This is a genomic window from Paenibacillus sp. FSL R7-0189, from assembly GCF_037969925.1.
Lineage (GTDB): Bacteria > Bacillota > Bacilli > Paenibacillales > Paenibacillaceae > Paenibacillus_AQ > Paenibacillus_AQ odorifer.
The window spans coordinates 5,316,091-5,331,933 of sequence record NZ_CP150223.1; the positions used below are offsets into that span (position 1 = coordinate 5,316,091).

Below are 15,843 nucleotides of genomic sequence, written 5' to 3' on the forward strand. Positions count from 1 at the left end.
AAATTCACCGCATATCCCGCTTAAAAAAGTTCATTCTAACTATTTATAAGGAATGCTATTCTATTAGCAACGGAAACGCTTTCGAGAGATGATGCGCACATCTTGCTTCAGTTTCCACGGTTCACTAAAAGGGGAGGCTATTATGATATGTACAAAAAAACAATGATGAAACTATCCGTATTGTTACTCGCCACAACAACAGTTTTGACTGCTTGCGGTGGAAATAATAATAATGCAGGAAGTAAGGCAACTAATACGCCAGCATCCGAGACGCCTTCAAATACACCGCAAGAGACCAAAAAAGAGGTTAGCTTTACGATAGGTTACGCCTCCGGAGATCCGGCCACCAAAAAAGCAATCTCAGATACGGTCAAAAAGTTTACAGCAGCTAATCCGAATGTCACTATTAAAGATTTGAGCGAAACTTCATCCGCTGCCTATCTTGATTGGCTTAAAACAAAGGATGCTGTGGGTGAATTCCCGGACCTGGTGGAAATGCGTGATACAGAAGTTTTTGCCGATGCGGGTAAGATTGTAGAGCTGCCTTCCGATCTGCTAGATTTGTTCGAAGCCCCACCACAAGTGGATGGTAAGGTGTGGAACGCACCGCTGCAAGTGAACGCTCCCCAAGGGATTATCTACAGCAAAAAAGCATATGCGGATGCAGGGATCACCGAGCTTCCAAAAACCTATGACGAATTCATCGCCATCCAAGAAAAATTGAAAACATCGGGCATTACTCCGATTGTAGTAGGCGGAAAAGATATTTTCCATATGGGTTTCTGGGTTAACAAATTCCTGATTGATGAGGTCTACTCGAAAGATGCAGATTGGAATTCCAAACGTACCGCTAAAACGGTCAGCTTCACAGATGCTAATGTAGTTCAAGGCATAACGGACTTCAAAGAATTGTTCAAGAATTATGTAGATAAAGGTTGGCTCAGCACGGGCGACAATCAGACCGCTTCGATTCTTGTTTCTGGCAAAGCAGCACAATTGTACTCCGGTACGTGGATGTTTACACAAATCGCTGAAGCGGACCCGAACTTTGAATTTGGCTTCTATGCTCTTCCTGACCGTGAAGGGAAAATCAATGTCATTGGTCTTCCGTCACCTGCAGGCTGGTCTTTATCGGCTGAAGCCGCTAAGGATGCAGACAAAACAGAAGCCATCAAAGACTTTATCCGTTTCTTCTTCGCCCCAGAACAGTATTCGAACTATTTAGCAACCATAAATGCGATTCCTTCAACAAAAGAGAAAGTAACCTATGACACAAGTGAACAAATGCAGGTGGCTTTGGATCTTATTGCTGACCCTAATGTAGTGAAATCCTTGGCGATCAATAACTGGTGGGGAGACAATCTAATCCCTCCACAGTTCCGTAACTGGTACTACAAACTGTTGCAGGATCTCGTGGTAAAAGATGGAGATGTAGCGAAGTACATGAAAGATGCGGATACAGAGTATGACAACCAAGTGAAAGCTAATCAGATGTAAGAGCAGCGCCTGATCGAGCAACCTCTGCTGCTGCAGAGGTTCTCTTTTTAACAAGCGCGGTCTTTAAGGGAGGGAGAGTAGCCATGGCTACATCCGCAGTAAATGCTGACAAGTCATTGATAGGCACTGAGCAGCAGAAAAAGAAAAAGAAAAAATGGCAGTCCTACGCTCTGCTGTTCATATTGCCATCATTTATTTTGTACACCTTGTTCGTTATCGTCCCTACGGTAGGGAGTGTCTATTTAAGCTTCACCTCATGGGATGGCATTAGCGACAACGTAAGGTATATCGGCTTCGCTAACTTTGTGGAAATTTGGAATAGTCCAAGGGTGCATAACGCACTGAAAAATACGATGATCATGACCATTTCACTTGTTGTTCTAGAGAATATTGCAGCAATTGCAATGGCTATGATGGTCGATAAGGTACGCTGGTTCCGGAATTTATTCAGAAGTGTATTTTATTTCCCTACGTTGCTTAGTGGGATCGTAATGGGTTTCGTTTGGGCGATGATCCTGAATTACAACTTTGGTGTATTTAATCAGATCCTGGAGTCTGTTGGACTCGGAAGCTGGATTGTGGATTGGTTGGGCAATCCTAAATATGCGATGCTGTCGATTATTTTGTCTACCGTTTGGAAAGGCGCGGGTTATTATATGATCATTTACCTCGCTGGATTGCAAGGCATTCCGCAGGAATTAAATGAGGCGGCCAGTATTGATGGGGCAGGGGGCTGGCAACAGTTCCGGCATATTACCTTTCCGCTGCTTGCGGGGTCAATGACTGTATGTATGGTATTATCCATGATCAGCGCCTTGAAGATTTTTGATCAGATTGCCGTCATGACCGATGGTGGTCCGGGCTTTGAGACGGAGACATTAACTTATATTATTTATAAAGTCGGGTTTGGTGAATTAAGACAAGGTTTTGGTACTGCACTGGCGATGGTCTTGTTCTTAATCATACTCATCATTACAGTCTTCCAAGTGAAGGTTCTCCAGAAGCGGGAGGTGCAGCTCTAAGATGACGATGCAGACACGCAAAAGAGTTGGGCAAATCGCACTTTTCATTGTTACATTATTAGTGGCTATTATCTTTTTCTTTCCTATTTTCTTTAATTTAATGTCAGCCTTCAAGAGTAATGCAGAGATTATGAAGGATGCAATCGCTTTTCCGAAAACCCTTTATCTGGACAGCTTTAAATATCTGTTAACCGAAACAGAGTTTCCACGGGCTATTCTGAATAGTCTGATTTTGACAGCAGTTTCTATTGCGGCACAGGTCTTGATTATTCCGATGGCCGGCTACGCAATTGAACGCAGAAATGCCAGATGGACTCGGTTCATGTTCGTTTACTTTTTAGCAGGAATGATGATCCCTTTTCAGGCGTATATGATTCCTCTGTTTAAAGAGCTTAGAATGCTGGGGTTATACGGCAGCCTTGCCGGTCCAATTCTAATTTATGTAGCCGGTGCGGTGGGCTTTGGATGCCTGCTGTATACAAGCTTTGTCAAAGGCATTCCTAGAGAAATTGAAGAAGCGGCGGAGATCGACGGATGTTCTCGTTATGCGATATTCTGGAAAATTGTTTTCCCGCTGCTAGGACCCGTCACAGCCAGTATGGTGGTCTTAAACGGACTTGGAATCTGGAATGATTTCCTGATGCCGATGCTGGTATTGCCTTCAGGACAGGCTAAAACTATGGTCGTGGAAATTTACCGTTATATCGGAGAATTCTCCTCACGTTGGGATATGATTTTTGCAGGAACAGCAATGTCGGTTGTACCTGTGCTGATTGTGTTTATCGCCTTGCAGAAGTATTTTGTTAAGGGGATTGCGTCTGGTGCAACGAAGGGTTAATTCATAAAAGGGATATATCCTGTAACCACTTAGTGGGCTGCGGGGTACATCCCTTTTTTTGTAAGCGAAACAATCACTAAAGCGTATTTGGATTCGCGGTTAAACGGCGGTAGCCCATTGGCGGGAGACCTGTCCAGCGTTTGAATTGCTTGCTGAAATGGGACACATCCCGGTACCCCAGCCGGTGGGCGACCGATTCGACAGATAGGCTATTATCCATTAGCAGCAGTTTGGCGTGACGAATGATCAAGCGGGATAAATATTGTCTTGGCGACATGCCATAAATTTGGTGGAAAACACGATTGCAGTGAGTTGTACTGTATCCAAGCTTTGCCGCAATGTGCTCAATACCGCCACCTCTTTCGCCTGTGCTTGCAGCGGAGGAGACAGATTCTTGCAGCAATCCTTCGATGGCGTTAGCTAAGGCGACGGTATTTTCCGTAGCTTCTGTATCTGCCAGGAGGGGCATCTCCGAAAGTACCCAGCCGCTGAGCGCGGTTAGAAGTTGCAGCGAAGCATGCAATGTAATCAGGCGATTTCTGTGTGTGTCCTTTGACTCTGACAGGATGGAAGAATTTATGATGACATCTAGAGCGGAACGAATGGCTCGCAGCTCCGGGGTATTCCCACTTAGACTAACAGCGTCTGCTGTTAGTAAAGCTCGCCGTAAAATCAGATCATCAATATCAAAATGCAGGCAGTAATAAGTCATGTCACGACTAGCATTCGAACCGAGACTGCTATGTTCTACACCAGGACGAATGAACAAAATATCACCGCTTTGCTGGATAAAAGATTTATTGCCGACCGTCATATGTTGCTCACCCTGCAGTACAACGTTAATCTCAAACATAGGATGAGTGTGTACGGGATATTGCCAATCCGGATTTACTTTTCTCCAATGCGCGGCGAAGATATGGAAAGCCGCTTGAATGTCTGGAGCCATCTGGCCATCAATAGAATTATGAAAAGCGGGATCATTCGAGATCATTTCAATCCTCTTTTACTGTAAAGTTTGGCTTCATTATAACATAGGTTTTTGTTGATGTTTGATTTGCCCAAATAATAGAAGGCTTTAACCCTGTTGCACTTCCGGAAAGATCGATAACATGGAGATATAGCCCGGTAGTATCCGGGACCATGCTGGAAGGAGTGTTATTATTAATGTCGCATAATCAATTTTTTAATGCCCATCATTCACCGATCGGTGCATTTGCGAGTTTCACTTTAGGATTCAAAGGAGCTAGTGGAGGTTTCGATCTGGAGATTGGAAAACCACCTAGACAAAATATATTCATAGGATTAGAACGTGCTGATGGGAAGGGATATGACACACTGCCATTTCATGAGATCGGAGGAGAGGACGAGAGCAAACGCTATGATATCGAGAATCCGGATCCTAATCCTGACAAGGAGAATATTCTGTTCCCTTTTCAAGAGCGTGAGATTTCCAGAGATTTTCATGTAGCCACAGACAGCTGGAGTGCGGGTGATTTGACCTTCCGGATTCTGTCCCCCGTTCGTTCTGTACCCGATCCAGAAACTGCCTCTATAGAAGAAATGAAGGATGTACTGCTGCCTGCAGTGCTGGTTGAACTCGAAGTGGACAACACCTCATCCGCAACCTCGCGCCGTGCATTCTTTGGTTTTCAGGGAACAGATGTGTATAGCGGAATGAGAAGACTGGATGATGTATCATCGGAGATTACTGGCGTTGGCCAAGGAAGATTTATTGCAATTGCTGCGGAAAAAGGAACTGCAAAGTCCGCACTGCACTTCACAATGGAGGATATTCTAACGGAGGAGCTGCAGGAGAATTGGACCTTTGGGCTGGGACGAGTCGGTGCTTTGATCATGGATGTTCCAGCCAGAGTAAAAGAAACTTACCGCTTTGCTATCTGTTTTCACCGTTCAGGTTATGTCACCTCAGGAATTGATGCTTCCTATTATTATAATCATTTTTTCAACAATATAGAGGCAGTGGCTGCATATGCATTAGCTAGATTTGATATCCTTAAGCAAGAAGCGGAGCAAGCTAACGATAGATTTACTCATGATGACCTATCCGCAGATCAAACCTTTATGTTAGCGCATGCGATTCGTAGTTATTATGGCTCCACGCAATTGCTGGACTACAAGAATAAGCCATTTTGGATCGTCAACGAAGGCGAATACCGGATGATGAATACCTTCGATCTTACCGTCGATCAGTTATTTTATGAGCTGCGTTTGAATCCTTGGACTGTACGTAATGAACTGGATATGTTCGTGGAAAGATTCAGCTACGAAGATACGGTGCGTTTCCCGGGTGATGATACAGAGTATCCAGGTGGAATTAGCTTCACACATGATATGGGTGTAGCCAACGTAGTTTCACGTCCGGGATATTCTGCTTATGAGGTCTATGGCATTGATGGTTGTTTCTCACATATGACACATGAACAATTGGTTAACTGGGTGCTGAGTGCAGCAACTTATGTAGAGCATACAGGCGACCGGAGCTGGATGGAACGTAATCTCAGTATTATGGAGAAATGCCTGGATAGCATGGTAAATCGCGATCATCCAGATCCTGAACAAAGAAATGGTGTCATGGGGCTTGATAGCTCACGTACGATGGGCGGAGCAGAAATTACTACGTATGACAGTCTGGATGTGTCTTTAGGTCAGGCTCGTAACAATATTTATCTGGCAGGAAAATGCTGGGCTGCTTACTTGGCTATGGAGAAAATATTTGCAGAGCATGGGCGTGCGGAACAGTCCAAAACAGCAGGTGCTCAGGCTGAAAAATGCGCCGCAACAATGGTGGCAAGTGTTACAGCAGACGGGTATATTCCGGCTGTCATTGGAGAAGGCAATGACTCTAAGATCATTCCGGCTATCGAAGGTCTTGTGTTCCCTTACTTTACAGGCTGCAAGGAAGCACTTGATCGTAATGGACGGTTCGCCGCCTATATTGGTGCACTCGACAAGCACCTGCATGCGGTGTTACAGCCGGGAGTGTGTTTATTCGAAGACGGAGGCTGGAAAATCTCTTCAACCAGCAATAATAGCTGGCTCAGTAAAATCTATCTCTCCCAGTTCATCGCCCGCAGCATTCTGGGATTGGAATGGGAGGAACGGGGAGCGGCAGCGGATCGTGCTCACGTAGCTTGGCTTACCCATCCGGAGTTGTCGATTTGGAGCTGGAGCGATCAGATTATTTCCGGTGAGATCACGGGCAGTAAATATTATCCGCGTGGCGTTACAGCGATTTTGTGGTTAGATGAGAAATAAGAGTAGATAGTTTCAATACGTAGAAACGGAATATGCAAAAATACTAAGAGGGGGGCTACCCCTCTTTTTTGCTGTTTCGACGTATAAAACTTTCGATTCTGAGAGGAAATTAATATAGCTTTTACAGCTCATTGACGCGGAGCGTATATAGGCTTGTTATATTGAGGGGAAAAGGGGGATGAAATATGAGAGAAATGGAAGAATCGTCCTTTACCGCTACCCAGCCTGTTCTTGCAAGCGATACTTATGGTTGGGATAAGCTTCAGGTTTCACAATGGTATAGCCCGCAGCAAGCTTTCACCCCGTCCTCGGAGTCAAAATATTTAATTGGGATTCACTGCACAGCCTACTACGAAAACTATTACACCATTCATATTACCCCTTGTAATGAGAGCCTTCTTTGCCCTTGGGGCAGAACCTCGCTCTATTTTTTGAAAATTGAAATTACACCAGCGGTCATCGAAGAGATTGCTCGTGAATCAGGTTATCTGAAGGAAGGCCATATCCAATTGGACCGCAAATTTCATGTCAAGGATTCCAAGCTGCTGCAATTAGGGCTTTGGATGCTGGAGGAATTGCAGAATGGCGGTGCCAAAGGGAAAATATACAGCGACTCTTTATCAAATATGTTAATTATTCATTTGTTACAACACTATTCTTCTGTGATCCCCCAGCACTCAAACAGTAAAACGCCCGCCAACCAAGAGATATTTCAGGTCATTCAATTTATGCGTGAGCGGTTGGAAGATGAGATTCAACTGACTGATCTCGCAACTATGGCTAATATGAGCCAATCACATTTTATTCGGATTTTTAAACAACAGACAGGATATACCCCCCATAACTATTTAATCCGGCTGCGAATTGAACGCTCTAAATTTCTTATTCGTTCCGGGAAAATTGGGTTGAAGGAAATTGCGTCTCAGGTGGGTTTCGCCGATCAAGGACATTTTACTAGACTGTTCAAACGAGAAACCGGCCTAACCCCAAAGCTGTATGCGAATCAAAGCTCCTCCAAGCCTAATCATATGGTTTATTAATTTTAATCTTGTAAATGAGAGTTTTATTCAAGGAATGAAGTGTTTTGTTCAATTAGAGAGCTGGAGCCAGCTCCTATAATAAGGTTGAAGTAAGGCGTACAAATGCCGAACTACAACCTTATTAGGAGGAGAAAAAACATGAGATTAAAAAGATTATTCAGTCTGATTTGCGCGGGGGTACTTACGACCAGTTCTTTATCTTTAGTAGCATCTGCCACACCTGTCGGACCGGATAACCTAGTAAACACCGAGGTAGAATCCAGTGCAGAGTCAACTTCAGCTTCAGGGATCACTGCTGGATGGCATGAAGTATCCAAGCAAACCTTTTGGTTACTTGATGCTCTTGAAAGAGGACAAGGGGTGGCTACAGACGGAAATTCTTGGATCTTTAGTTCCTCGTACGGACTCTTGCGGACTGGACTTGATGGCAAATCCGTAAAAGCACGGAATGAATTGGCAATTCCTCTGGAGATTGCTTCCCAAGGTGGAGACCATATCGGTGATATTTCCTACTACAACGGTAAAATATACGCTCCTATTGAAGACGGTAAAAACTATCAGCATCCTTACATCGCTCTTTATGATGTGAACACTTTGAAATATACAGGCACATCCTATGCTTTGCCGCTGAATTTGCATATTGGCGGTGTACCATGGGTAGCGGTGGATGCCGCTCGCGGTCAGGTTTATACAGCTCAGTGGAGTAATGCAAGCGTCTTGAATGTGCTTAGCCTCGACGATATGCATGTAATCACAACCGTTCCACTTTCCCAAAGCATTGATCGAATTCAAGGTGCCGAAGTGTACAACGGTGTTCTATATGCCTCTACGGATAACGCTACCCAAACGGTTTATCAGATTGATCCGGAGACTGGAAACGTATCTGTGGCCTTTGATCGCAATCTGCCTAGTGGTACTGAAGCTCAAGGAATTGCTGTATTGCCCACCGCTGATGGTGCACAGCTTCATATTCTTGATGTAGGCTCAAATCGTATTAGTGTGAACTTTCGCCATTATGCATTCTAATTCAAATCCAAGCGAAAAAAGGGGCTAACAGAAATGCTAAAGCAATCCAAAACCATTCTAACGTTATTATCCATTTCCATGCTGGCAGTAGCGGGCTGCGGTCAAGCCAATAACAGTACAGTTGAAGCCAAAGCGAATGCTAATAACGCTCAGCCTACAGCAATCGCAGCAACTCCTGAATCCACAGAGACTCCAGCCGCTAAGCCGGTGGAGATCACATTTTATTATCCGGTTAATGTGGGTGGTCCTCTTACTAAAGTAATCGATGGGATGGCTAATGCATTCATGGAACAGCACCCAGAGATTAAAGTTAATCCCGTGTACACAGGCAATTACGGTGATAATACCGTAAAAATCCAAGCGGGTGTACAAGCTAAGCAGCCACCGGATGTCGCGGTCATGATGTCAACAGAGCTATACAGCATGCTCGATATGAATGCGATTGTTCCGCTGGATGATTATATTGCGAAGGACAAGGACATTCAAATGGAAGACTTTTATCCCGCCTTTGTGGAGGATACTCAGTCTGAAGGTAAAACGTACAGCCTGCCCTTTCAGCGAAGCACGATTGTTACGTATTACAACAAAGAAATGTTCAAAGCCGCAGGACTTGATCCAGAGAAACCACCTACTACATGGGATGAGCTTGTAACTTATGCTGAGAAGCTGAACAAAGACGGTCACGTGGGGCTGGAAATTCCGGGCAATGATGATTCGTATTGGATGTTTCAAATGCTTGCTCGGCAAAATGCGTCTGATCCGAAGCAAAACATAATGTCCTCCGATGGCAAAAAAGCGATGTTTGATACACCGGAGAATGTGGAGGCATTGCAATTCTGGTTGGATTTGTCCCATAAATATAAGGCGATGCCGGAAGGTGTTATTGATTGGGCCACGGTTCCAACGGATTTCATTCAAGGTAAAACAGCCATGATGATGCATACAAGCGGCAACTTAACCAACGTAAAAAATAATGCGAAATTCGAATTCGGTGTAGCGTTCCCACCTGCACAAAAGAAATTTGGATCACCCACTGGTGGCGGCAATCTGTATATTTTCAAGGACACATCTCCTGAAAAACAAGCTGCAGCTTGGGAATTCGCCAAATACATGACGGCTTCGGAACAGGCAGCCCTTTTTAGCAGCTCATCCGGTTATGTTGGCGTAAGAAAGTCCGCTTATGATACAGATGCAATGAAGAAATATACGGCGAATTTCCCGCAAGCATTGGTTGCAAGAGATCAGCTGGAATATGCTTTCCGGGAATTATCCACTCATAATCATGGTAAAGTATCGACGGCAATAACGAATCAGATTCAAGCGGCATTGGCAGGAGAGATTGATGCAGCGGGTGCGCTCAAAAAAGCGCAAGCAGAAGCAGATCAGGCACTAGCTCCCTTCAATAAGTAATTATTAAGGTATAGGTTACGCCAGAATAGACTGGTAACTTGTTCTGGCGTCATTCCTTTATTCAATAATCGTAACAACCTTTAACAGGGAAGGATTGAATGGTATGAATGCCGGATGGACTGAGAGGCTTAGACGAAACGGATTCGGCTGGGGACTTGTGTTGCCTTCGCTGCTCTTTCTTTGCTTGTTTACTTATTACCCTATGTTTAAATCCCTTTGGCTCAGCTTTTATGAGAAAAACTTAGCGACTCCTGAGCCTTTGTTCGTAGGTTTTGACAATTACGCTAATCTATTGCATGACCATGTTTTTTTGAAGGTGTTCAGTAACAATATATGGTTCGCCCTTGGTACAGTACCAACCTCAATAGTTTTGGCTTTCTTGATGGCACTGTTTGCCGACAAGGCGATAAAAGGGCGGGGACTGGCACGTCTTTCCTTTTTCTATCCGAATATGATCCCAATGATCGCGGTGGCGAACATTTGGTTGTTTCTGTATACCCCTCATTTTGGGCTTTTCGCCAGATTGGCTTCTTGGATCGCAGATCAGCCTGTGAATTTACTGGGAACACCTGATACGGTGATGGGCGCATTAGTGATCATGATGATTTGGAAAGAAGCCGGATATTTTATGATTTTTTATTTAGCAGGAATGCAGCAGATTCCTAAGGATTTATATGAAGCGGCTGCTGTAAGCGGAGTCGGTACGTTTACTTCCATTCGTAGAATCACAATTCCACTCACGATGCCGACTACATTGTTCGTGGCTGTTGTGGCGATAACGAATTCCTTTAAGCTGGTTGACCATCTCTGGATTATGACAAAAGGCGGCCCGAACAATGCAAGCAACCTGTTGCTTTATTATATCTACGAGTCCACTTTTAATTTCTACGATCAAGGAATGGCTGCATCGATGACGGTAATCATGATTGTGCTGTTGCTTCTGATTTCCTCTTTGCAGTTTTTTGGCTGGGATCGGAAAATTCATTATGAATAGGAGGTGGAATCCGTGGAGGATAATCCATTAAAGCTGCCCTTAGTATTAAGGCAGAATACACGTAAAGCTTTAGAAGAGGAGCGCATGTTGAACTCAGAAAAAACGAAGCGCCGAATCGGGCAGATACTGTGGCATGCGGCTGGATTTTCTTTTGCCGCGGCCTGGATCATTCCCTTCCTATGGGTGGTCAGAACGGCCTTTTTACCCAAAGACGTCGCTATCGGTTCGGGCTGGTCTTGGAGCTGGACGTTTGAGAATCTGATTCATGTCTGGAATGGAGCACCGTTTGGACGATTTTTAATGAATACATTGCTGGTGTGCAGTGTTGTACTTGCTGTGCAACTCGTTACGATGACGATGGCTGCTTATGCGTTCGCACGGGTACGTTTCTTTGGAAAAGAGCTGCTATTCCTGTTATTTTTGGTGCAAATTATGGTGCCGCCGGATGTTCTTATCTTTTCGAACTATCAGGTGTTGAATGAAATGGGTCTGCTGGATACCAAGCTGGGGATTATGCTGCCTTACTTTGCTTCCTCCTTTGGAGTGTTTCTCTTAAGACAATCCTTTAAGCAATTACCCTATGAGCTCGATGAAGCTGCCCGGGTGGAAGGCGCTTCACGGCTGCATATTCTTTCCAGAATCTATGTTCCACTGTCACGCCCGATTTATGTGTCCTTTGCCATCGTGTCGGTCAGCTTTCATTGGAATGATTTCTTGTGGCCGTTAATTGTGACCAATTCAGAAGAAAATCGCTTGTTAACTGTAGGATTGGCGATGTTCGCAAAAGCCACGGAATCGGGTGCACAGTGGTCTGATGTCTGCGCGGCTACGTTGATTGTCTCGGCACCGTTAATGATTGGATTTTTATTGTTCCAGCGGCAAGTGATAGGTAGTTTTATGAGCTCTGGCATTAAAGGTTAGAAGGAGGCATTTATGAGGCTGGCGATTATCGGAGACTTACATTATCCGGACGAATTGTTAAACAACAAGGTTTTGATTAAAGAAGCACGAGATGCTTTTTACGAGCAATTTATGAATCTGTTTTTGTCCATCCCAGCCGATTATCATATTTCTGTAGGAGATATGGTGCATGCAGGAGAATTTAGCGAATTTAATTATATTCTGGGTAAGATTAAGGACAGCAAGTATCCTAGGCGGTTTCTACATGTTCTTGGCAATCATGATACGTACACTTATCCTAAGCAAGAAATCCTTTCCGTCACCCGGCAGCAGCGATATAGTGTTATCGAAGAGATCAATGCAATTATTATATTGCTGGATACCGCACGGGAAAATCGTGACGATTGGAGCGGAACACTCGATGATGAACAGCTTGCCTGGCTCGAAGCACAAATGAAGCGGACTACAGATAAGCCACTATTCGTCTTTGGCCATCATCCCCTGTATAATACGACCGCTAGATCAACCGAACCGATGATGTCACTGGATCCCAGCTTGGATATTTGGCCGATATTGAAGCAGTGGCAAGGTGTGGGTTTTTATTTTAACGGCCATAATCATGTACATTCCATCGTTAGACAAGAAAACTGGCATTTCATTCAAACGGCCTCCATTCTGGATATTCCTGCTGCTCGAATTCTCACTGTGCTTGAAGATGAGATCCGGTTAGAGATGGTGAGTCTGGCGAGCGAGCAATTGAGTAAATGGTCTTCATTATTTACGTTCAGCATTTTTGATTATGAAAAATATCCGCAGGCTGAAGGGGAGGCGAGAGATCAGGAACTAATCATCAATCGACTTCAAAGGGACAGAAAGCAGGTGGACCAGCAATGAATCGCCAGCCAGTAAGATTAGCTATCGTAGGCGGGAATCGTGGGGCCAGTTTTATGAATGCACTATACTCTCTATCGGATCGGATACATCTGACCGCCACTTGTGACTTGAATGAGTGGGTTCTTAATCAATGGAAAGAGAAATTTCCGGACATCCGAACATATCGGGATTATCATGAAATGTTAAAAGATTCGGCAATAGATGCGGTGTTTATCTTAAGCCCCATGCATTTGCATGCCAGACAATCTATTGATGCTTTAAAAGCGGGTAAGCATGTCCTAAGCGAAGTGATTTCGATCCAATCTTTAGAGGAAGCTTGGGAGCTTATCGAAACTGTTGAACAAACTGGACTTAAATATATGATGTCTGAAAATTACTGCTTCTCGCGCTCCAATCTGACGATTAAACATATGGCGGATCAAGGCATGTTCGGTGAAATTACTTATCTGGAAGGCGGATACATCCATGATTTGCGTCACTTGACTCATCATCCGGATGGATCTCTGACTTGGCGGGGGCAATTACATCAGCAGTATAACGGGATCAATTATCCGACGCATTCTATAGGTCCAGTCGCCCAATGGATTAATCTCAATAAGCCTGATGGAGATCGATTAAAAAGCATCTCGACTTTTGTTTCTAAATCAAGATCCTTACAATATTATTTTGGAGAGCATTATGGAAAAGATCATCCGGCAGCGCGTGAAGGTTTCTGGCGGCAAGGCGACAGTGCGGTTGCGGTCATCCAAACGGAAAAGGGTGTACTGATTGAGCTGCGTGTAGATTGGAGCTCTGTACGACCTCATAATAAAACTCATTATTTGCTGCAAGGAACTGAAGGGGCGTATATTACGGGCCGCCATCAGCAAGAAGAAGATTTGATCTGGTTCAGGAATCTTTCGCCCAAAAATATAGAGGATGGAGAGGAATTGTGGGAGCCGCTAAGCAGCTATCAGCCACTTTATGATCATCCAACATGGAAAAAATGGGGCGAATACGCTGCTGGGACGAAACATGGCGGAGGTGATTTTATGGTGCTTGAGGAATTCATTTCCGCGATTCAGGAGGATCGAACCCCTTCAGTGGACGTATATGATGCCGTTACTTGGAGCTCTGTGTTTACATTATCTATGGAATCTGTAGAGATGGGTGGGAAAGTTATAGCTTTTCCTGATTTTAGATCGAAGGTGAGAATTTGACGGTGGAACAGGCGCTTTCCAAACTTGTAATGAAAAAAGATATACTGTCCGACTTGCCTGCTTTTCATTGCCCCGCTGGGTATCGACTTACGTCCTTCCAGCCGGAGGATGAGCGGAATTGGGAGGATCTTATCCGTCATTCTTTTACGAGAGAAGTTAAATTTGCGGATAAAATCAGTGATCATGTGCCGTTTTATTCTGATCGCTTGTTGTTCATTTGCCGCGGGGATCAGCCTGTAGCGACAGCTACGGCCTGGGAATTAAGCAGTGGAGACCATAAGAGCTGGTACTTGCATATGGTTGGAGTGCTTCCGGAATATTCTGGCAAAGGTCTCGGTTATGCTGTAAGTCTTGCTGTTTTGCACAAAATAAGAGAATCAGGTGGAGCGGCAGCCTCTTTAGAAACCGATGATTTCAGACTGCCCGCCATCCGTATTTATTTGAAATTAGGATTTCAGCCGGTGTACTTAGACGATAGTCATCCTGGAAGGTGGGAGCGAATCCTGCAAAGGCTTTGATTTTGATAATGATTAATGCGAGGGATTAGGGGGGCTATACGCCTCCTTATTTCATTCTGGCACCTACGGAAGAAACTTGATTCAAGAATTAACTTGTCGGTAGGTTTAATTGCTGCTATAGTCATACTGACTTATTAAACGCGTTTAATAAGTCAGTATGACTATAGGTGAGAGGGTGGGAGAGCCATGGCCAGTGAGAAACGACTTCCTTCACAGCAAATGAAATCTGAAATTATCCGAAATATTCGAACAGCATTATTAGAACTAGGAAAAGCAACGAAGGCAGAGTTAAGCCATAAATTGCAATACAGTTTCCCAACGATAAGTAAATTTCTAATGCAGATGGAAGAGGCAGGGGAAATAACGGTCAGCGGTCTGGATGAGTCAAGTGGGGGAAGAAGGGCAATAAGATACACCTATAATCCGAATTATCGGTTAGGGATGGCTATTTTTTTGGAAAAAAATGAAACCAATTATACCATCTATAATTGCATTGGGGAGGTAATCAAAGAAGGGAGTTTGCCCAGTATTCTTGAGGAAGATGTTAGTAAACTGGTCATGCTTATTGAAAATGAAAAAAAGGCCAATCCTAAAATCCATTCTGTGGCTATTGGAGTTCCAGGTGCGGTGAATCATGGGCAGATTTTTCTGATTCCGGGTTATGAGAAATATCAGAATTTAGATTTGAAAAGACACATAGAAGATCAACTATCTATTCCGACAATCGTGGAAAATGATATGAATGCTGCTGTAATCGGCTATATGACGCAACGAAATTTGAAAGAGAATATATCTCTAATGTATCTGTATTTAGGGAAAAATGGTCCGGGGGCTGGGATCGCGGTCAATGGTGAAATCGTGCGAGGAAAGACGTTTTTTTCAGGAGAAGTTCAATTTTTGCCACAGTATGATCATAAAAATTTCATAGAGGCATTAACTGGAGATCCTGGTGGATCAAATATGCAATCGAATCATAGTGTGGATGCGATTAGTCGATTAGTGGCTACTATGACTTCTATTTTGAATCCGCATTATATTATTTTTTGTGAGGATGAATTAGCTCCAGCTATGCTTAATCAAATCTACGAACGAAGTGCAACATACGTTCCGAAGGAGCATCTTCCAGCGTTAGCGGTAAGTAACTTGAAACGTGATTATCTGAATGGATTACAAAGTCTTGGATTAGGCTTATTAGTTTCACAACAAATAGATGAGAACAATTAAGGAGA

Annotated in this window: 14 protein-coding genes; 13 read left to right on the forward strand and 1 reads right to left on the reverse strand. The window is 44.0% G+C overall.

What is annotated here, in order from left to right; genetic code table 11:
* Window positions 1-147 precede the first annotated feature (147 nt).
* The 3 genes from MKY63_RS23305 to MKY63_RS23315 all read left to right on the forward strand — a co-directional run bounded on the left by MKY63_RS23305 (window position 148) and on the right by MKY63_RS23315 (window position 3,357).
* Window positions 148-1,497, forward strand: coding sequence for an extracellular solute-binding protein (locus MKY63_RS23305; protein ID WP_076190970.1), 1,350 nt, complete (start codon window positions 148-150; stop codon window positions 1,495-1,497).
* A gap of 83 nt (window positions 1,498-1,580) precedes the next feature.
* Window positions 1,581-2,519 carry a sugar ABC transporter permease gene (locus MKY63_RS23310; RefSeq protein ID WP_076098942.1) on the forward strand — a complete coding sequence of 313 codons (939 nt, stop codon included), beginning with the start codon at window positions 1,581-1,583 and terminating at the stop codon, window positions 2,517-2,519.
* 1 nt (window position 2,520) lies between these two features.
* Window positions 2,521-3,357: a carbohydrate ABC transporter permease gene (locus MKY63_RS23315; protein WP_170914270.1), complete on the forward strand. Its 837-nt coding sequence runs from the start codon at window positions 2,521-2,523 to the stop codon at window positions 3,355-3,357.
* Between the two features lie 76 nt (window positions 3,358-3,433).
* Here MKY63_RS23315 and MKY63_RS23320 read toward each other — a convergent pair whose 3' ends face one another.
* A complete protein-coding gene (locus MKY63_RS23320) occupies window positions 3,434-4,348 on the reverse strand; it encodes a helix-turn-helix domain-containing protein (protein ID WP_076274957.1) in 915 nt (304 codons plus the stop codon).
* Between the two features lie 173 nt (window positions 4,349-4,521).
* Here MKY63_RS23320 and MKY63_RS23325 point away from each other — a divergent pair, with 173 nt between their 5' ends.
* The 10 genes from MKY63_RS23325 to MKY63_RS23370 all read left to right on the forward strand — a co-directional run bounded on the left by MKY63_RS23325 (window position 4,522) and on the right by MKY63_RS23370 (window position 15,838).
* Window positions 4,522-6,633: a glycoside hydrolase family 52 protein gene (locus MKY63_RS23325; protein ID WP_339809891.1), complete on the forward strand. Its 2,112-nt coding sequence runs from the start codon at window positions 4,522-4,524 to the stop codon at window positions 6,631-6,633.
* Window positions 6,634-6,818: 185 nt separating this feature from the next.
* The gene (locus MKY63_RS23330; RefSeq protein WP_076138525.1) at window positions 6,819-7,673 is read left to right on the forward strand and encodes an AraC family transcriptional regulator; all 855 of its coding nucleotides are present in this window, start codon (window positions 6,819-6,821) and stop codon (window positions 7,671-7,673) included.
* A gap of 138 nt (window positions 7,674-7,811) precedes the next feature.
* The gene (locus MKY63_RS23335; protein WP_076201791.1) at window positions 7,812-8,699 is read left to right on the forward strand and encodes a hypothetical protein; all 888 of its coding nucleotides are present in this window, start codon (window positions 7,812-7,814) and stop codon (window positions 8,697-8,699) included.
* A gap of 33 nt (window positions 8,700-8,732) precedes the next feature.
* Window positions 8,733-10,109 (forward strand): ABC transporter substrate-binding protein, encoded by a 1,377-nt coding sequence (locus tag MKY63_RS23340; RefSeq protein WP_339809895.1) that lies wholly within the window; start codon window positions 8,733-8,735, stop codon window positions 10,107-10,109.
* Between the two features lie 103 nt (window positions 10,110-10,212).
* Window positions 10,213-11,103, forward strand: a complete 891-nt coding sequence (locus MKY63_RS23345) for a sugar ABC transporter permease (RefSeq protein WP_111504501.1) — start codon at window positions 10,213-10,215, stop codon at window positions 11,101-11,103.
* Between the two features lie 12 nt (window positions 11,104-11,115).
* Window positions 11,116-12,024, forward strand: a complete 909-nt coding sequence (locus MKY63_RS23350; protein ID WP_232061393.1) for a carbohydrate ABC transporter permease — start codon at window positions 11,116-11,118, stop codon at window positions 12,022-12,024.
* 12 nt (window positions 12,025-12,036) lie between these two features.
* On the forward strand, window positions 12,037-12,897 hold the full coding sequence (locus MKY63_RS23355) for a metallophosphoesterase family protein (protein WP_339809898.1): 861 nt from the start codon (window positions 12,037-12,039) through the stop codon (window positions 12,895-12,897).
* Complete coding sequence (locus MKY63_RS23360; protein ID WP_076182471.1) at window positions 12,894-14,096, forward strand: Gfo/Idh/MocA family oxidoreductase; 1,203 nt, start codon at window positions 12,894-12,896, stop codon at window positions 14,094-14,096. Before MKY63_RS23355 ends, MKY63_RS23360 begins: the two co-directional genes overlap by 4 nt.
* Window positions 14,097-14,098: 2 nt before the next feature.
* The gene (locus MKY63_RS23365; RefSeq protein ID WP_339813601.1) at window positions 14,099-14,614 is read left to right on the forward strand and encodes a GNAT family N-acetyltransferase; all 516 of its coding nucleotides are present in this window, start codon (window positions 14,099-14,101) and stop codon (window positions 14,612-14,614) included.
* Between the two features lie 186 nt (window positions 14,615-14,800).
* Window positions 14,801-15,838 carry an ROK family protein gene (locus MKY63_RS23370; RefSeq protein ID WP_111504493.1) on the forward strand — a complete coding sequence of 346 codons (1,038 nt, stop codon included), beginning with the start codon at window positions 14,801-14,803 and terminating at the stop codon, window positions 15,836-15,838.
* The last annotated feature ends 5 nt before the right edge of the window (window positions 15,839-15,843 follow it).